20 protein-coding genes are annotated in these 15,919 nt (G+C 67.5%); 12 read left to right on the top strand and 8 right to left on the bottom strand.

Annotated features, from left to right (window positions below; all coding sequences use genetic code 11):
- Positions 1-23 precede the first annotated feature (23 nt).
- From AB4Y94_RS04165 to AB4Y94_RS04150, 4 genes are all read left to right on the top strand, one after another.
- The gene (locus tag AB4Y94_RS04165; RefSeq protein WP_441725127.1) at positions 24-1,745 is read left to right on the top strand and encodes a dihydroxyacetone kinase family protein; all 1,722 of its coding nucleotides are present in this window, start codon (positions 24-26) and stop codon (positions 1,743-1,745) included.
- A 12-nt stretch (positions 1,746-1,757) separates the two neighbouring features.
- Complete coding sequence (locus AB4Y94_RS04160) at positions 1,758-2,228, top strand: ribose-5-phosphate isomerase (RefSeq protein ID WP_441725124.1); 471 nt, start codon at positions 1,758-1,760, stop codon at positions 2,226-2,228.
- 158 nt (positions 2,229-2,386) lie between these two features.
- Positions 2,387-4,264: a Na+/H+ antiporter NhaA gene (nhaA, locus tag AB4Y94_RS04155; protein WP_441725122.1), complete on the top strand. Its 1,878-nt coding sequence runs from the start codon at positions 2,387-2,389 to the stop codon at positions 4,262-4,264.
- Positions 4,261-4,920, top strand: coding sequence for a histidine phosphatase family protein (locus AB4Y94_RS04150; protein ID WP_441725119.1), 660 nt, complete (start codon positions 4,261-4,263; stop codon positions 4,918-4,920). Before nhaA ends, AB4Y94_RS04150 begins: the two co-directional genes overlap by 4 nt.
- A gap of 158 nt (positions 4,921-5,078) precedes the next feature.
- Here AB4Y94_RS04150 and AB4Y94_RS04145 read toward each other — a convergent pair whose 3' ends face one another.
- Positions 5,079-5,573 carry a MarR family winged helix-turn-helix transcriptional regulator gene (locus AB4Y94_RS04145; RefSeq protein WP_441725116.1) on the bottom strand — a complete coding sequence of 165 codons (495 nt, stop codon included), beginning with the start codon at positions 5,571-5,573 and terminating at the stop codon, positions 5,079-5,081.
- A gap of 343 nt (positions 5,574-5,916) precedes the next feature.
- Between AB4Y94_RS04145 and AB4Y94_RS04140 the strand changes: the two genes are divergently transcribed.
- Positions 5,917-6,336, top strand: a complete 420-nt coding sequence (locus AB4Y94_RS04140) for an SRPBCC domain-containing protein (protein WP_441725114.1) — start codon at positions 5,917-5,919, stop codon at positions 6,334-6,336.
- A gap of 14 nt (positions 6,337-6,350) precedes the next feature.
- Here the strand turns inward: AB4Y94_RS04140 and AB4Y94_RS04135 are convergent, their stop codons facing one another.
- Complete coding sequence (locus AB4Y94_RS04135) at positions 6,351-7,055, bottom strand: winged helix-turn-helix domain-containing protein (RefSeq protein WP_441725111.1); 705 nt, start codon at positions 7,053-7,055, stop codon at positions 6,351-6,353.
- A 494-nt stretch (positions 7,056-7,549) separates the two neighbouring features.
- Positions 7,550-8,182 carry a uracil phosphoribosyltransferase gene (gene upp / locus AB4Y94_RS04130; protein WP_441725109.1) on the bottom strand — a complete coding sequence of 211 codons (633 nt, stop codon included), beginning with the start codon at positions 8,180-8,182 and terminating at the stop codon, positions 7,550-7,552.
- Positions 8,183-8,247: 65 nt separating this feature from the next.
- On the opposite strand from upp, the gene tadA reads away from it, so the two are divergent.
- A complete protein-coding gene (gene tadA / locus AB4Y94_RS04125; protein ID WP_441725199.1) occupies positions 8,248-8,694 on the top strand; it encodes a tRNA adenosine(34) deaminase TadA in 447 nt (148 codons plus the stop codon).
- Here the strand turns inward: tadA and AB4Y94_RS04120 are convergent.
- The gene (locus AB4Y94_RS04120) at positions 8,651-9,364 is read right to left on the bottom strand and encodes a glutamine amidotransferase (RefSeq protein ID WP_441725106.1); all 714 of its coding nucleotides are present in this window, start codon (positions 9,362-9,364) and stop codon (positions 8,651-8,653) included. The two genes, tadA and AB4Y94_RS04120, sit on opposite strands and share 44 nt — an antisense overlap.
- Entirely contained in the window at positions 9,361-10,323 is a 963-nt protein-coding gene (locus AB4Y94_RS04115; RefSeq protein WP_441725104.1) for a cation diffusion facilitator family transporter, read from the bottom strand. The genes AB4Y94_RS04120 and AB4Y94_RS04115 overlap by 4 nt, the downstream gene beginning before the upstream one ends.
- A gap of 57 nt (positions 10,324-10,380) precedes the next feature.
- Between AB4Y94_RS04115 and proC the strand changes: the two genes are divergently transcribed.
- Complete coding sequence (gene proC, locus AB4Y94_RS04110) at positions 10,381-11,232, top strand: pyrroline-5-carboxylate reductase (protein WP_441725101.1); 852 nt, start codon at positions 10,381-10,383, stop codon at positions 11,230-11,232.
- A 76-nt stretch (positions 11,233-11,308) separates the two neighbouring features.
- Here the strand turns inward: proC and AB4Y94_RS04105 are convergent, their stop codons facing one another.
- Positions 11,309-11,980 carry a potassium channel family protein gene (locus AB4Y94_RS04105; protein WP_441725098.1) on the bottom strand — a complete coding sequence of 224 codons (672 nt, stop codon included), beginning with the start codon at positions 11,978-11,980 and terminating at the stop codon, positions 11,309-11,311.
- Positions 11,973-13,415 carry a TrkH family potassium uptake protein gene (locus AB4Y94_RS04100; protein ID WP_441725197.1) on the bottom strand — a complete coding sequence of 481 codons (1,443 nt, stop codon included), beginning with the start codon at positions 13,413-13,415 and terminating at the stop codon, positions 11,973-11,975. The genes AB4Y94_RS04105 and AB4Y94_RS04100 overlap by 8 nt, the downstream gene beginning before the upstream one ends.
- A 75-nt stretch (positions 13,416-13,490) precedes the next feature.
- Here AB4Y94_RS04100 and AB4Y94_RS04095 point away from each other — a divergent pair, with 75 nt between their 5' ends.
- The 3 genes from AB4Y94_RS04095 to AB4Y94_RS04085 all read left to right on the top strand — a co-directional run bounded on the left by AB4Y94_RS04095 (position 13,491) and on the right by AB4Y94_RS04085 (position 14,351).
- A complete protein-coding gene (locus tag AB4Y94_RS04095; protein WP_441725095.1) occupies positions 13,491-13,940 on the top strand; it encodes an ArsR/SmtB family transcription factor in 450 nt (149 codons plus the stop codon).
- A 35-nt stretch (positions 13,941-13,975) separates the two neighbouring features.
- Positions 13,976-14,170 carry a helix-turn-helix domain-containing protein gene (locus AB4Y94_RS04090; RefSeq protein WP_441725092.1) on the top strand — a complete coding sequence of 65 codons (195 nt, stop codon included), beginning with the start codon at positions 13,976-13,978 and terminating at the stop codon, positions 14,168-14,170.
- Between the two features lie 82 nt (positions 14,171-14,252).
- Positions 14,253-14,351 carry a 30S ribosomal protein bS22 gene (locus AB4Y94_RS04085; RefSeq protein WP_003792170.1) on the top strand — a complete coding sequence of 33 codons (99 nt, stop codon included), beginning with the start codon at positions 14,253-14,255 and terminating at the stop codon, positions 14,349-14,351.
- Positions 14,352-14,393: 42 nt separating this feature from the next.
- Here the strand turns inward: AB4Y94_RS04085 and AB4Y94_RS04080 are convergent, their stop codons facing one another.
- On the bottom strand, positions 14,394-15,116 hold the full coding sequence (locus AB4Y94_RS04080) for an HAD family hydrolase (RefSeq protein WP_441725088.1): 723 nt from the start codon (positions 15,114-15,116) through the stop codon (positions 14,394-14,396).
- 57 nt (positions 15,117-15,173) lie between these two features.
- Here AB4Y94_RS04080 and AB4Y94_RS04075 point away from each other — a divergent pair, with 57 nt between their 5' ends.
- Together AB4Y94_RS04075 and AB4Y94_RS04070 are read left to right on the top strand one after the other, a co-directional pair.
- Positions 15,174-15,443: a glutaredoxin family protein gene (locus tag AB4Y94_RS04075; protein WP_441725085.1), complete on the top strand. Its 270-nt coding sequence runs from the start codon at positions 15,174-15,176 to the stop codon at positions 15,441-15,443.
- Positions 15,440-15,736: a Dabb family protein gene (locus AB4Y94_RS04070; protein ID WP_441725083.1), complete on the top strand. Its 297-nt coding sequence runs from the start codon at positions 15,440-15,442 to the stop codon at positions 15,734-15,736. Before AB4Y94_RS04075 ends, AB4Y94_RS04070 begins: the two co-directional genes overlap by 4 nt.
- Positions 15,737-15,919 lie beyond the last annotated feature (183 nt).

Genomic DNA, 15,919 nt, shown 5'->3' with positions numbered 1-15,919 from the left:
GACTCGATGAGGAGTACAACGTCATGACCAGGATCCACAACGACCCAGCCGACTTCGCCGAGGAGGCACTGGCCGGCTTCGCACTGCTTCACCAGCGCTACGTGCGCCAGGTTCCAGGCGGCGTGGTGCGTCGCCGCCCCGGCGCGAGCGGGAAGACCGCCGTGATCTTCGGCGGTGGGAGTGGCCACTATCCCGCCTTCGCCGGACTGGTCGGGCCGGGCTTCGGAGACGGAGCGGTCGTCGGCAACATCTTCACCTCGCCCTCGGCCCAGTACGCCTACTCCGTCGGGCGCCAGGCGAATCGCGGGGGCGGCGTCATCTTCAGCTTCGGCAACTACGCCGGGGACGTGATGAATTTCGGAATCGCCTGCGAACAGCTCCGCGCTGAGGGAATCGACGCGCGCACAGTGATCGTCACCGACGATGTGCTGAGCGCCTCCGTCGACGAAGCGCACAAGCGCCGCGGCATCGCCGGCGACTTCGCGGTGTTCAAGGTTCTCGCGGCGGCGGCGGAAACCGGCGCGGGCATCGACGATGTCGAGCGTCTCGGCGTCAAGGCCAACCAACGCACCCGCACGGCGGGGATCGCCTTCTCCGGCTGCACCTTCCCCGGTGCAACCCAGCCGCTCTTCACGGTCGACGCCGGGTCGATGGCCGTCGGCCTCGGCATCCACGGCGAACCGGGGCTCGAAACCGTGCCGCTTCGCTCCGCGCGGGAGATCGCCGAGCTTCTGGTTCGTACCGTCCTCGCCGAATGCCCCGACCAGCACGACGGACGGGTCGGTGTCATCCTGAACGGCCTCGGGTCCACCAAATATGAAGAGCTGTTCCTGCTCTGGGGGGAAGTGGCACCGCTCCTGGCCGCGGCCGGGCTGGAGCTGGTCGACCCGGAGGTCGGGGAGCTCGTGACGAGCCTCGACATGGCCGGCGTCTCGCTCAGCCTGGTCTGGCTCGACGAGGAGCTCGAAGAACTCTGGCGTGCACCCGTCGACACGCCCGCGTATCGAAAGGGGTCCACGCTCACCCCGGTCGGCGACGCGGATGACGACGGGCTCCAGGTGGATGGTGCGGCGGACCTCGTGCAGCCCGGCAGCGAGCTCTCGCGCGAAGCCGCGGCGGCCGTCGTCGATCTGGTCGCGGTGGCGCTGGCCACCGTGCGCGAGCACGAGGAGACGCTCGCCCAGATGGATGCCATCGCCGGCGATGGTGACCACGGGCGCGGCATGGTCCGCGGCCTCGACGCGGCCTTCTCGGCCGCGGCCGGCACCGCGGAACGAGGTGCCGGCGCCGGAACGACGCTGGCCCGGGCGGGCGATGCCTGGGCGGAGCACGCCGGCGGCACCTCAGGGGTGCTGTGGGGGTCGGCGTTGCGGGCGGCAGGCCAGCGCCTCGGCGACGTGGACGCCGTCGACGCGAAATCGCTCGTGGCGGCCTTCGACGCATTCTCAGCCACCTTGACCCGGCTCGGCAAAGCGACCGTGGGCGATAAGACCATGGTCGACGCGGTCCAGCCGTTCGGCGACGTCCTGCGCGGAGCCGTGGACCGCGGCCTTGGCGCTGAACCGGCGCTCGAACTGGCCGCGCTGGCCGCCTCCAACGCGGCTGCCGGCACTGCGGGCATCCTCCCGAAGCTTGGCCGAGCCCGGCCTCACGCCCAGAAGAGCCTCGGGACACCGGACCCCGGCGCCACCTCGTTCGCGCTCATCATGACCGCCCTCGCCGCCTCCGCGGCCCCAGACAAATAGGATCGGCTACCCATGACCACCCAACCCCTCAGAATCATCATCGGCGCCGATGACGCCGGCTTCGCCTACAAGGAGGCGCTGAAACGCGATCTCGAAGCCAGCCCGCTCGTTGCATCAGTCGTGGACATCGGCGTTGACGAGAACAGCCACACCCCCTACCCGAGCGTCGCCATCGAAGCGGCGACCCTCGTGGCCGACGGCGCCGCCGATCGTGCCCTGCTCATCTGCGGCACCGGTCTCGGCATGGCGATCGCCGCCAACAAGGTCCCGTCGATCCGCGCTGTCACGGCCCACGACGGCTACTCGGTCGAACGTGCGGTGATGAGCAACAATGCCCAGGTGCTCGCCTTCGGCCAGCGCGTCGTCGGACTGGAGGTCGCCCGCCGACTGACCCAGGAATGGCTGGGATACCGTTTCGACGAGTCCTCGGCTTCGGCAGGCAAGGTGCAGCTCATCACCGATTTCGACTCCGCGACCGCTTGATCCGAGGCGGCCTTTCCGGCGATGCGGTCGTGAAGGCGTCCGAATGAAACTGGCCGGCTGAGACGCTTCACACCGCCCGCCGCTGGGCAGTAGCGTGGACCTGAACCAGCGTCGGCGTGAATCGTCGACTCCGTCCCCCTCTCGCCCGGTGAGGCGCCGTGACCACTTCCCCCGACCGAACCGAGGGCCGACGTGCGCCACGGTTTCCCCGGCTGAACCGCTTCCTCCCCCGGCGCAGCGGCATCGCCGAGTCGGAGAAGGCCTCGGCAGCGCTGCTGCTGGCCTTCACGGTCGCCGCGGTCGCCTGGGCCAACTCCCCGTTGGCCTCCGGCTATGTCGAGTTCTGGGACTCCCTCATCCGGCTGCGCGTCGCGGACGCCAGCATTGAACTCACCTTCCGCGCCCTGGTCAACGACGGCCTGATGGCGTTCTTCTTCTTCACCGTCGGGCTCGAGGTCAAGCGCGAGGTCACGATCGGCGAGCTCACCGACCGGTCACGGGCCCTCGTCCCCGTGGTCGCGGCAGTTGCCGGCCTCCTCATTCCGGCCGGCATCTTCCTGCTGATCAACCAGAACACCGAAAGCGCGCATGCCTGGGGTGTGGTCATCTCCACCGACACCGCGTTCCTGGTCGGTGCCCTCGCCGTGGTCGGCCCGAGGTTTCCCGCCCGGCTCCGAATCTTCCTGCTCACCCTTGCTGTCGTCGATGACATTGGCGCGCTCACTGTCATCGCCGTCTTCTACACGGATGACCTGGTCGTCGGGCCACTGCTTGTCGCCCTGGTCCTCCTGGTCGCGGTTGCGTTCGTCCGGCACCTCCGTGCCGGACGGGGGCCGGCCTATGCGGTCCTCGCGGTGGCCGTCTGGGTCTCGCTCTACGCGGCCCACGTGCACCCGACGCTGGCCGGCGTCGCCATCGCCCTGCTGGTCCCGGTGTTCCCGCCGAAACGAGTGGCGGTGGAACGGGCGTTGGAGCTCACCCAGGTGTTCCGGCAGTCGCCGAGCCCGGTCTACGCCCGCGCCGCAACGCGAGGCCTCCGGGATTCGATCTCAATCAACGAGCGCCTCCAGACCGCCTACGGCCCCTACACCCGGTTCCTGGTCCTGCCGCTCTTCGCGCTGGCCAACGCGGGTGTTCCGTTGGACGGCCCGACGCTCACCGCCGCGCTGGCTTCCCCCCTGGCCTGGGGAATCGTTGCCGGCCTGGTGATCGGCAAGCTCGTCGGCATCACCGGCGCCACGGCCATCGTGCGTGCGACGCGCCTCGGCGCACTCGCCCCCGGCCTCACCATGGGGCGAATCGCCGGCGGTGCTGCGCTCTCGGGCATCGGATTCACGATCGCGTTGTTCATCGCCGACATCGCCCTCCCCGACCCGCAAGTGCGTGATGAGGCAAAGGTGGGCGTGCTCGCGGCATCCGCTCTGGCCTTCGTCCTGGGGTGGGCGATCTTCCGGCTCGTCGACTACCTCAGGCCGCCGGTGGCGATCGGCGCAACGCTGCTGCGGCCCATCGACCCGGTGCGGGACCACATCGGCGGCAACCCGGATGCCCCGCTGACGCTCGTGGAATACGGCGACTTCGAATGCCCCTTCTGCAGTCGCGCGACGGGGTCGATCGACGAGGTGCGTGCCTACTTCGGTACCGAATTGCGCTACATCTGGCGGCATCTGCCGCTCGAGCGGGTGCACCCGCACGCCCGGGAAGCCGCGGAGGCCAGCGAGGCGGCAGCGCTGCAGGGCAAATTCTTTGAATTCATGCCGGTGCTCTTCGACAACCAGGACGAACTCGGCACCGACGACGTCATCGAATACGCCGTGCTGATCGGGCTCGACATCGAACGCTTCACCCGCGACCTCCGATCGGCGAACGTGATCAACCGGGTCAACGACGATGTGCTCGATGCGCAGGTGATGGACCTGCACTCCACGCCGACCTTCTTCATCGGTCAGAAGCGCCACATCGGCCCCTACGATTCGCCGAGCCTGATTCGGGCGCTGGCCGCTTCCCGCCCGGACCCGACTCCGCCGGGGGCATGATGCGCCTGCTCCTGATCAGGCACGGCCAGACTCCGTCGAACGTCCGCGGCGCGCTGGACACCCTCGTGCCCGGTCCCCGGTTGACCCGCCTCGGCCGCCGCCAGGCCGCTGCCATTCCGAAAGCCCTGGCCGATGAACAGGTCGGCGCCGTTTACGCGTCGGTGCAGACCCGCGCCCAGCTGACGGCCGCACCGCTCGCCCGTGCACTCGGCCTGCCCGTGCTGGTGCGCGCGGGCCTCCGTGAGATCAGTGCGGGAACCCTGGAGATGAACACCGACGCCGCGTCGGTCCAGCAGTATCACTCGATCTCGTTCGGCTGGTCGACCGGTCAGCTCGAGCAGCGGATGCCGGGAGGCGAGAACGGTGCGGAGGTGTTCGGCCGGTTCGACGAGGTGATCGAGGAGATCGCGTCTGCCGGCGCCCCGACCGTGGCCTGTGTGGCGCATGGCCAGATCATCCGGGCCTGGGTCGCCGCCCGTTCGGCCAATGTCGACGCCGAGTTCGCCCTGAGGCACGTGCTGCACAACACCGGCGTCGTGGTGGTGGAAGGCTCACCGGCCGCCGGGTGGACGACCGTCTCCTGGACGGGCATCGCCCTCGGCGGCGCCCCGGTCGACGAGGGGGCGACGACCGGGCCGGGCGGCGCCACCGACTAGTTGACACCACCCGAAGGTGAGGTATCCTTACGTATTCTGTGCCGCGAGACCCCCGCCACAGGCATGTTCGGGTGCCTGGACGGGAAAGGCCTTCCCGAGAGGGATTGCCTCGGTGGGGCGGGGGGTAGGGCCCTCGTCCCATCGCACGATGCTCCGTTCTAGCGGGATCCGGTGCGCAGTCGGTCGCAGAGATCGGTCAGTTGCTTGAGTTCCTCGTCGCTGAGAGCCTCGCCGATGCGGTCGGTGATGGAGACCATGTGCAGCAGCGCGACCCTGCGGAACAGCGCGTAACCGGCATCCGTCAACCCGATGATCGCGCCCCGCCCGTCGGCCGGGTCGGTCTCTTTTTCGACATAACCGCGTGAAACCAGCCGGTCGACCAGCCGGCTCACGCTCGGCTGGGTGAGGAGCACGTGCTGGTTGAGGTCGCGGAGACGGATGCGGCGATCAGGCTGGCGGGACAGGTTGAACAAGACGTCGTACTCGTTCAGCGAGATCTCTCGTGACGGAAAGTTGGCGGCGAGGCTGCGCATTACGGCGACCTGGGCGCGGAACAGCGACTCCCAGGCGTCGACGGCCACTTGTCGATTCGACACCCGCGCTCCTTCCACTGATTTCCTAGGATAGGACTTCTGAGCCCGAGAGTAACCCATGCGGAAGTATGAATCTCGCTGACTCGGCAGTGTGGTACTCGCCGCGACCGCGGCTTCTCTGACGCGGTGTGGAAAACTCGTTGGAAAAATAACGATCAGATAACTAGCGCCCGTTACCTCTTCGTTATATATTCGTAGTGCGTCAACCGTTTGCTGTGGCGGAAGGCGTGAATGTGATTGCAGGACACTCTTGGTGCAAGGGAAGAGGGTCGGTCGTTAGCCTCTACGACCGGCCCTCAATCACGTTAAGCGGATGGCCACGTTAAACGGATGTCCACGTTGAGCGGCCGTCCGCGTCGAGCGGATGGCGGGGTTCCGCAGCGGCGCGAATAGAGTTGGGCACATGGGCACTGAACCGAACGAGACCACCGGAAAGACCAAGGACGCGGGCTGGGAAGTCGGCGTCCGGAAGACGGTGTCCGCCCCGGTGTCGGCGGTCTGGGAGTTCCTGGTCGGGGACGGGCTGCCGCTCTGGCTGGGGGAAGGCGCCCTTCCCACGGAGAAGGGCGCGTCATACCAGACGGCGGATGGTGTTCGCGGCCAGGTGCGCGGGTACACCGCCGGGGTGCGGGTGCGGCTGACCTGGCAGCCGGAAGACTGGCCCCACGACACCACCCTGCAGGTGACGGTGAAGGAGGCGGCCGGCGGGACCACGATCGGCTTCCACCACGATCAACTCGCGGACCGCGACGAGCGCCGCATGATGCTCGGTCACTGGAAGAACGTGGTCGCCGACCTGGCCGAGGCGCTCGCGCGCCGCTAAGCGTTCACGACGGGTCAGTACAGGTCGGGGCTCGGCGTCGACGCCTGGCGGATCGACACATCGGCGTGCCGGTCGAACCGGTAGCCGATGCCGCGCACCGTGCGCACGATGTCCTCATAGCGGCCGAGCTTGGCGCGCAGGCGGCGCACGTGCACGTCGATGGTGCGCTCGTTCGGCGCGTCATCCTCGTCGGCGGAGCTCCACAGCGACGAAATCAGCTCCGAGCGGTCGATCGTGCGGCCTTCGCGCAGCACGAGGTACTGCAGCAACTCGAATTCCTTGTAGGTCAGGGCCGCGGTCTCGTTGTCGAGGATGACGCGCTTGCGCGAGATGTCCACCACCACGCCGCCGGCAGCCTTGTCGGGGTCGTCCTCGACAGCGCGGTGCTTGGCCAGGGCCGAGGGGTCCTGGAGGGCCAGGCGCACGACGTCGACGTCGCGGCCGCCGGCTCCCTCGGGGGCGAGGGCGACCGCGGCGTAGGTCTCCGCGCTCGGGGCGATGTCGGCGGCGAGGGACTTCAGCGCCTCGACCAGGCGGTGCAGGTTGGTGCCGGCCGCCGCGGCCTTGGCCTCGTCGATGCCGACGTAGAGCACGAAACCGCGGGCTTCCGTGCCTTCCGGGACGGCGCGAATCCGGGGGGCCGGAGCGGAAGGGGCCGGGGCGAAGTCCGGCCGCACGTTGCGGGTGTGGCGAGCGGTGTCGATGTGTGCCAGGGACATGGGACGAATCCTTTGCGAAGATGATGCGGTGAACCCGACGCGTGGTCGCCTCAAGGGTTCGATGAGGGGTGGCCGGTGAGGCCGTGCTGCGGATGCTGGCATCCGGGAGGGCCAGGCGGCTGATTATCAGCGGCTGTGGCGCTCGGCGATGGTGTCTGGGGTTAGCGACACATTCGGCAACACATGGCCGCGCGCATGCCGGGCATCATCATGCCGGCATTCCCAGGAGCCTCGAGGGAGGTCGGGGTGTGCGCGTAGTCGGTCATAACAGTGAGTAAAGCCGAGTGTTACGTGGCATGTCAATTCAGTGCCAGCGGATGACGCGGTGTGACGCGCACCACGTCCCGGAGCCCGGCGCAGTTGTTGCAGCATCCGCGCCAAAAACCGCATCCGTCAAATATTCCGTGACCAAAGTGGAATCCATCAAAGATCATCGAAATTCTGGCGGGCTGGCGTGTCGTCGCTCGCAGAAGCTGCGCCCAGGAAGCTCGGGGTCAGACCAACCCATAGAGGCGGTCACCGGCGTCGCCGAGACCGGGCACGATGTACCCGAGCTCGTTCAGGCGTTCGTCCACGGCACCGAGCACGATCGTCACCTCTCGACCGGCCAGCGCCTTCTCGACCGCCGCGAGGCCCTCGGGCGCGGCCAGGATGCAGATCGCCGTGACGTCAACAGCACCCCGCTGGAACAGGAACTCGATGGCGGCGATCAGGGAACCGCCGGTCGCCAGCATCGGGTCGAGCACGAAGCACTGTCGATCCGAGAGGTCCTCCGGCAGCCGCTCGGCGTACGTGGTGGGCTGGAGCGTCTCCTCGTTGCGGGCCATGCCGAGGAACCCGACCTCCGCGGTGGGCAGCAGCTTCACCATGCCCTCCAGCATCCCGAGCCCGGCGCGCAGGATCGGGACCACGAGCGGCTTCGGGTCGCTGATCTTCACGCCACGGGCCTGGGCCACCGGGGTGTCAACGGTGACTTCCTCCACCCGCACGCCGCGGGTTCCTTCGTACGCGAGAAGCGTCATCAGCTCTTCGACCAGGGCGCGGAACATCGGCGACGAGGTGGTCTTGTCGCGGAGCACCGTGAGCTTGTGGGTGATGAGCGGGTGGTCGGCAACGTGGACTCGCATAGGCTCAATACTACGAGGCGGGAGGTAGTGGCGTGGGTCTGGACGGTGGCCGGCGCGAAGCCTGGATGCGGCTCGCTCTCGACGAGGCTCGTGCCGCCCTGGCCACAGCGGATGTGCCGGTGGGGGCCGTGGTCGTGGATGCCGCCGGCCGGGTGATCGGCCGGGGGAGGAACGAGCGGGAACTCAGCCACGACCCGACCGCCCATGCCGAGATCGTCGCGATGCGGCAGGCCGCCGCGGCAACCGCGGACTGGCACCTCACCGGCTGCACGCTCGTGGTCACCCTGGAGCCGTGCGTCATGTGCGCCGGCGCCATCGTCGCCGCCCGGGTCCCGGTCGTGGTGTTCGGGGCGTGGGACGAGAAGGCGGGCGCGTCGGGTTCGGTCTACGACGTTCTGCGCGACCGCAGGCTCAACCACCGGGCGGAGGTTATCGCCGGGGTGCTCGAGGTCGAGTGCGGGGAGATGCTCAGGGAGTTCTTCGAGGACCCAGCCCGTCGAGCCATTCGCTGAACATCAGCCTGGACGCTTCCTGCATTCCCCTCGAGTACCGCTCCCGGTCCGCTCGGAGCCGGTCCACGTCGAGGCCTTCGGCTTCCAACTCGCTCGCCGACGACGCCATCCAGTCCTCGTGCATCTCGTCGGTGACCTCCGGGTGGAATTGCACGGCGAGGGCCCAGTTGCCGATGCCGAAGGCCTCATTGCCGTACTCCGGCGACCCGGCCAGGCGGGTCACGCCCTCCGGCAGGTCGAAGGTGTCGCTGTGCCACTGCATGACCGGGACCCCGGAGACATGCCGCACCGGCGACGAGGCGCCGGCATCCGTCGGTTCAACGGACCGGTAGCCGATCTCGTTGCTCGGACCGCGGTAGACCGGTGAGCCGAGGGCGCTGGCCATCAGCTGCGCGCCCAGGCACACGCCGAACACCGGGCGTTCGGCGGCAAGGCGCCGGCGGAGCAACTCGATCTCCTGGAGGAGCGACGGATACCGGTCTGCCTCGTACACGCCCATCTCACCGCCGAGGACGACCACGAGGTCGGCCTCCACCGGGTCGAGCGTGCCCACGTCGCCCAGCTCGGTGTCGACGATGGTGAGTTCGAAACCGTGTTCGCGCAGCACCGGTTCGAGGTTGCCGAGGTGGATCTTGGCGTCGTGCCGCAGGACGAGCGCGGTGCGGCTCACTCGAGGCCCTTGATGACGATGGCGTCGGTGGGCGGGTTGGCCGTGTTCGGGTCGACGTACACGTCGGGCTCGATGTAGACGGTGCGTGCCAGCGGGACTGCCGCTCGGATGCGGGTCTCGACGCTGTTGATGGCGGCGGCGATGTCGGAGAACCGGCTGGACGAGTCAAACGCGAGCTTGGTGGCGACAAGGAGCTCGTCCGGGCCGAGGTACAGCGTCTTCATGTGGATGATGCGCCGGGTCTCCGGGCCGTCGAGGATGGCCGCGGTGATGGCGTTCAGGTCGGCTTCGCTGGCCCCCTCGCCAACCAGGAGGCTCTTGGTCTCGATGCCGAGGATGACCGCGACGGCCACCAGCAGCACGCCGATGCCGAGCGTCCCGATGCCGTCCCAGAGCGGGTTGCCGGTGACGATGGTGAGGCCGACGCCGAGGAACGCCAGCACCAGGCCGATCAGCGCGGCGACGTCCTCGAGCAGGACGACGGGGAGCTCAGGGGCCTTGGCCCGGCGCACGAACTGCACCCAGGTCTGGGTGCCGCGCAGCGGGTTCGATTCCTTGATGGCGGTGCGGAGCGAGTACGACTCGAGCACGATGGCGATCACCAGGACCGCGATCGGCAGCCACGGAACCTCCAGCGGATGCGGGTGTTGCACCTTGTCGATGCCCTCGTAGATGGAGAATATGCCGCCGACCGAGAACAGGATGATCGACACCACAAACGCGTACACGTACCGTTCACGGCCGTAACCGAACGGATGCTCGGCATCCGCTTTCTTCCTGGCTTTCCGTCCGCCGAGCAGCAGCAACAACTGGTTGCCGGAGTCGGCGATCGAGTGCACGCCCTCGGCCAGCATCGAGGAGGAGCCGGAGAATGCCCATGCGATCAACTTGGTGATGGCGATGCCGAGGTTGGCCGAGAATGCCGCGATGATTGCCTTGTTTCCACCCGATGCGCTCATGCTGTAATCCTAGAGCCGCACCAGACCGGCCATCCGGCGCGAAACTAGACTGGCGCCATGACCTCCAGCGCACCCGTGTCCCTGCCCGCGATCGCCTTCCTCGGGGCAGGCTCGATGGCCAGGGCGATCCTCTCCGGCCTCCTCGCACCGGGAGTGACGGTGGACGGCGGCATCCGCGCCACCAACCGGTCGGCTGCCAAAGCCGGAGAGCTCAGCGGCCTCGACGGCATCACCGCCTGGGCGACCGAGGTCGACGCCGACGCCAACCACCGGGCGGTGACCGGCGCGCGCATCGTCGTGGTCGCGGTCAAGCCGGCGATGGTCCCCGACCTGCTGCGGGAGATCGGCGACAGCCTGGAGCCCGGCACGCTCGTGGTCAGCGTGGCGGCCGGCGTGACCATTTCAACGTTCGAGTCGCTGCTGCCCAGCTCGGTGGCCGTCATCCGCTCCATGCCGAACACCCCCGCGACAGTGGGCAAGGGCGTCACCGGGCTGAGCGCGGGCACTCGCTCCACCGCGCGGGACCTGGACCTTGCCACCGCCCTCTTCGAGACGGTCGGCGAGGTGCTGGTGGTGCCGGAGGAGAAGCTCGACGCACTGAGCTCGATTTCCGGCTCCGGCCCCGCATACGTGTTCTACCTCATCGAACAGCTGACCGCATCGGCGGTGTCGAAGGGCTTCTCGCCGGAGGAAGCGGCGACACTGGTCAACGGCACCTTCCTCGGCGCGAGCACCCTGCTGGTGTCCTCCGGCGAAGCCCCGGCCGAACTGCGGCGCCGGGTGACCAGCCCTAATGGCACCACGGAGCGCGCCGTGCAGGTGCTCGAGTCGGCCGGCCTGAAGGCGCTGTTCGACACCGCGACGGATGCTGCGCTCGCCCGCTCGCGCGAGCTCGCTGCCGGCAAATAGGTTCGGTCGCGGTCGTCTCCGGGGGCCCGTTGAACGGTGCCGGCATCCGTCGTCGATTCGCGCAACTCGACGAGATCTAGGAGCCGAGCGCCGCGAACCGTTCGATGTCGCCCTCGGTGCCGGACACGATGATGAGGTCGTGGTTGGAGACCACGGTGTCGGCCGTCGCGTAGGTGAACGGCTTGCCGGGGCTCTTCACGCCGACCACGGTGATGTGGTACTTCACCCGCACCCCCGACTCGGTCAGGGTCTTGCCGCGGATCGGTTTCGGCGGGTACATCTTGACCAGGGCGAAGTCGTCGTCGAACTCGATGAAATCGAGCATCCGCCCGGAAACAAGGTGGGCCGTGCGTTCGCCGGCTTCTGCTTCCGGGTAGATCACGTGGTTCGCACCGATGCGTTCGAGGATCTTGCCGTGGGACTGCGAAATCGCCTTGGCCCAGATCTGCGGCACCTTGAGGTCGACCAGGTTGGCGACGATCAGGACGCTGGCCTCAACGGATGACCCCACGGCGCAGACGGCGATGGAGAAGTCCTGCGCGCCGACCTGGCGCAGGGCGTCGATCGACCGGGCATCGGCCTGGACGGCGTGGGTGACCCGCTCTGACCACTTCTGCACCAGGGCTTCGCTGTCGTCGACGACGAGCACCTCACGGCCCAGCCGGTCGAGCTGCCCGGCCGTCGCCGCGCCGAACCGGCCGAGGCCGATCACCAGGACGGGGGCATCATGCTTGATCCGGTCAACCAACGATGGGCCTCTCTTCAGGACGTTTGAACAGTTGCCTGCTCTGGCTTGCTGCCAGTGCTGCGGCGAGAGTCACTGTACCAATGCGGCCCATGAACATGATCGCCGACATGACGTAGACGCCCTCCGGCGGAAGGCTGGCTGTGAGCCCGGTGGACAGTCCGCAGGTGGCGAACGCGCTGATCACGTCGAAGAGCACCAGGTCGAGCGGTGCCTTGGAGATCTGCAGCAGCAGGATGCTTCCCACCGCGACGGTGGTCGCACCCCACAGCACGACGCTGACCGCGAGGCGGAGCATGTCGCGCGGGATCCGGCGGCCGAACGCCTCCATGCTCTGCTTTCCGCGCGCTTCGGCGAACGCGGCCAGGAACAGCACCGCGAGGGTGGTGACCTTGATGCCGCCCGCTGTGGAGGCCGAGCCGCCGCCAATGAACATCAGCATGTCGGTCACCAGCAGGCTGGAACCGTTCAGGCTGTTCATATCCACGGTGGCGAAGCCGCCGGAACGGGTCATCACCGACATGAACAGCGATTGGAAGACGGTATCCCCGGCGCCGAGTTTGCCGAACGTGTCGGGATTGTTGAACTCGAGCACGATGAACATCAGCATGCCGAGGATCATGAGCACGATCGTGGTGAGCAGGGTCAGCTTCACGTGCACCGACCAGCGGTGCGGGTTCCGCCAGCCGCGCGCGAACGCATAGATCACGGGAAAGCCGAGGCTGCCGAGGAAGACGCCGATCATCAGCGCGCCGAGGAACCAGTAGTCGCCCTCGAACTGGCCGATCCCGAGTTCGTTGGGGTTGAAGCCGGTGTTGGTGAACGCCATCGCCGAGTAGTAGAGACTGTGCCAGATGGCGTCGCCCGGTGGGACGCCGTCGATCAGCATCCGTGGGAACAACAGCGCGGCCACCGCGGCCTCGATGACGAGGGCGCTCACGGCGACGGTGAGGAGCAGGTTGCCCACCTCCCCGAGTCGTACCGCCTGCCCCTCGTTGACCGGGCCGACGTGCAGCCGCGACGGGTTGGAGTCGCTGGCGGCCATGAGCTTGGCCCGCAAGCCGAGCCGGCGGGAGATGACCATGCCCATGATCGAGGCCAGTGTGAGCACGCCGACTCCGCCGATGTTCACCCCGATATAGACCAGGGTGTTGCCGAAGACCGACCAGTGGGTGGCCATGTCGACGGTCGCAAGGCCGGTCACGCAGATCACCGAGACCGCGGTGAACAAGGCGTCGTGGAGTGGGGTGACGATCCTCTCGGCCGAGGAGATCGGAAGCGAGAACAGCAGGGTGAACAGCATGATCAACGCCACGAAGACGAGGATGGCGAAGCGAGACGGCGACGAGCGCACCAGGGCATCGATCAGGTCGCGGATGCGGCCGTACCAGGTTGTCGAATGGGCGACAGCGCGGGTGTTGCTGGCCTTGCTCGGCACTTGCACCCCCGTGTTGTAGCGACCCGTGACGAGTTGTCATGGTACTCCTCATCCGGAGTGACTAGCCTTGAGCCCATGGCAGACATCTTTGACGTGATCGCGGACGCCACGCGGCGCGACATCCTTCACATTCTTCTGGAGCGATATAACCAGGCCAGGGATGCCGGCGGGGAGATCAGCGTCTCGGATATCGTCATCCAGCTCGCCCTCAGCCAGCCGACCGTCTCCAAGCACCTCAAGGTCTTGCGCGAAGCGGGCCTGGTAGCGGTGCGCGAGGAGGGCCAACATCGGTACTACCGGTTGGACTACGCCCCCCTCGAGGAGATCGAGGACTGGCTGATCCCCTTCCTCAGTGTCGACTTCGACGTCGAGGCGGAGCGGGCGGCCGCGGAGTTTGAAGCCGGCCTCAAAGACGAGCAGCGTGCGTTCGCGGCATCCATCGGCAAGGCCCTCGCCGACACTTCATTCCAAATGGCGCATGCAGTCAAGGACGCGACGAGCCGGAAGTGGCGCAAGAGCGACTAGACGGGCACCGGCGTTGCCCCTAGAGTTACCAACAAATGACACGGAATCTTTCGGAAGTACGTTTTCTCACGGTCGCCGAGGTGGCTGAGATGATGCGCGTCTCCAAGATGACCGTCTACCGGCTGGTGCACTCCGGTGAGCTCCCGGCGATCCGTTTCGGACGCTCGTTCCGGGTGCCTGAGTCGGCCGTCGCAGAGGTCATCGACCAGCATGTCGCCGACTCCGCGTAGGGCGGGCAAGTTTTTCCGGTAGAATGGGGCTTTCGTGTGAGCCGCGAATTACGCGGCTCAACCAATTTCTTGTGAGGTCTGTGTGGGTTCTGTAATTAAGAAGCGACGCAAGCGCATGGCGAAGAAGAAGCACCGCAAGTTGCTTCGCAAGACTCGCCACCAGCGTCGCAATAAGAAGTAGCCGGTCTGCCGGTTTACATGGCGTGAGCGTTAGGCCGTTGGCCTAGCGCTTTTTGCTTGCCCGCACCGCTGCCTTGATGCTGGCCGGCCGCATGAGCATGACCGGCCAGTGCCGTTCCGTCGCGTACCGGCGGAGCACCGTATCGGGGTTCACCACGACCGGGTGTCCGACCAGGCTGAGCAGCGGAATGTCGTTGTGGGAGTCGGAATAGGCCCAACAGTCGGCGAGATCGGCGTCGGCGGCGCGCGCCAACCCTGCAGCGGCTTCAGCCTTGTGTGCGCCGTGCATCACCGGCCCGGACAGGGCGCCGGTGAAGACGCCGTCGACGCACTCCAGCACTGTTCCGATCGCGCCGGTGAGCCCGAGGCGCTCGGCGATGACGTCGGCGACCTCCTGTGCGGTGGCGGTGACGAGCCACACCTCCCGGCCCTCCGCCAGGTGCCGTGCGGCGACGGCGACGGTCTCCGGCCAGAGTCGGCGCATCAGGCGGCTGTCGAAGATCTGGTGGCTCAGCGCCACGAGTTCGTCACGGCTGCGCCCGACGACGACGTCGAGGGCGCGCCGCCTGGCCTGCTCGATATGGGATCGGTTCTCGCCCACCGCGACGAAGCGGGCCTGCTTCCAGACGAATCCGGCGATGTCGCGACCCGAGATGTACCGGCTCCGCCAGGCGCCGATTCCCACGTGGTACAGGCTGGCCCCGCGCAGGAGCGTGTTGTCGACGTCGAAGAACGCGATTGCGGGTCCGTGGGGCGCATCAGGCATGTTCTGACTGAGTCTATTGTCGAGTCCCACCCAGCCGTGCGCGTTTAGGCTGGACTAATGCCTACCGCACACCTCACCCTGATCGGCAAGCCCGGCTGCCACCTTTGCGACGATGCCCGCGACGTGGTCGCGAGCGTGATCGGCAAGGTCCGGGACGAGCCCGGCGCTCCCGAGATCCTGCTCGAGGAGCGCTCCATCCTCGACGACGCGGCGCTCGCCGAGTTGTATGTCGAAGACATCCCGGTTCTGCTGCTGAACGGAACCGTGCACAATTACTGGCGCATCGACCCGCTGCAGCTGCGCACGGCGCTGCTGGACGTCTCATGATCCGCCACGTGGTGTCCTGGCAGCTGGCGGCGACCGACCCCGACGAGAGGGCCGCCCACGCCACCCGCATCGCGGCCGGCCTGAGCGGCCTCGTCGGTGTGGTGGACGACATCCGCTCGCTCGAGGTCGGAGCGGATGTTGTCGGTGGCGGCAACTGGGACGTCGCCCTGGTCGCCGACTTCGATGACGTGGATGCGCTGGAGCGCTACGCGGCGCACCCTGAGCACCAGAAGCTGGTCGGCTTCATCCGCTCGGTCACGGCACAGCGGATGGCCGTCGACTTCGAGCTCTGACCCCTCCGCAGCCCCACAGCAGGCACGCCTTGCTTCGCTGAACCCGCAGTTGTTGGGCTTAAGACGCGCTCATAACCCCAACAAGTGCGGGTTCGCGGGGAAGGGAGGCGGACTCGGGTGGCGGGACAGGGCGCGAAAACAGCAGGTAACCCGCACGAGGACGCGATCCATGATGTTTTCGCG

It is taken from the genome of Glaciibacter sp. 2TAF33 (assembly GCF_052114945.1).
In the GTDB taxonomy this organism is placed as follows: Bacteria; Actinomycetota; Actinomycetes; order Actinomycetales; family Microbacteriaceae; genus Cryobacterium.
This window is presented reverse-complemented; position numbering and strand designations above follow the sequence as displayed.

Bases quoted from the DNA above. Each gene is read 5' to 3' on its own strand.
- AB4Y94_RS04165 (WP_441725127.1), top strand. From the start codon at position 24: ATGACCAGGATCCACAACGACCCAGCCGACTTCGCCGAGGAGGCACTG.
- AB4Y94_RS04160 (WP_441725124.1), top strand. From the start codon at position 1,758: ATGACCACCCAACCCCTCAGAATCATCATCGGCGCCGATGACGCCGGC.
- AB4Y94_RS04150 (WP_441725119.1), top strand. From the start codon at position 4,261: ATGATGCGCCTGCTCCTGATCAGGCACGGCCAGACTCCGTCGAACGTC.
- AB4Y94_RS04145 (WP_441725116.1), bottom strand. From the start codon at position 5,573: ATGGGTTACTCTCGGGCTCAGAAGTCCTATCCTAGGAAATCAGTGGAA.
- AB4Y94_RS04140 (WP_441725114.1), top strand. From the start codon at position 5,917: ATGGGCACTGAACCGAACGAGACCACCGGAAAGACCAAGGACGCGGGC.
- AB4Y94_RS04135 (WP_441725111.1), bottom strand. From the start codon at position 7,055: ATGTCCCTGGCACACATCGACACCGCTCGCCACACCCGCAACGTGCGG.
- upp (WP_441725109.1), bottom strand. From the start codon at position 8,182: ATGCGAGTCCACGTTGCCGACCACCCGCTCATCACCCACAAGCTCACG.
- tadA (WP_441725199.1), top strand. From the start codon at position 8,248: ATGCGGCTCGCTCTCGACGAGGCTCGTGCCGCCCTGGCCACAGCGGAT.
- AB4Y94_RS04115 (WP_441725104.1), bottom strand. From the start codon at position 10,323: ATGAGCGCATCGGGTGGAAACAAGGCAATCATCGCGGCATTCTCGGCC.
- proC (WP_441725101.1), top strand. From the start codon at position 10,381: ATGACCTCCAGCGCACCCGTGTCCCTGCCCGCGATCGCCTTCCTCGGG.
- AB4Y94_RS04095 (WP_441725095.1), top strand. From the start codon at position 13,491: ATGGCAGACATCTTTGACGTGATCGCGGACGCCACGCGGCGCGACATC.
- AB4Y94_RS04090 (WP_441725092.1), top strand. From the start codon at position 13,976: ATGACACGGAATCTTTCGGAAGTACGTTTTCTCACGGTCGCCGAGGTG.
- AB4Y94_RS04080 (WP_441725088.1), bottom strand. From the start codon at position 15,116: ATGCCTGATGCGCCCCACGGACCCGCAATCGCGTTCTTCGACGTCGAC.
- AB4Y94_RS04075 (WP_441725085.1), top strand. From the start codon at position 15,174: ATGCCTACCGCACACCTCACCCTGATCGGCAAGCCCGGCTGCCACCTT.
- AB4Y94_RS04070 (WP_441725083.1), top strand. From the start codon at position 15,440: ATGATCCGCCACGTGGTGTCCTGGCAGCTGGCGGCGACCGACCCCGAC.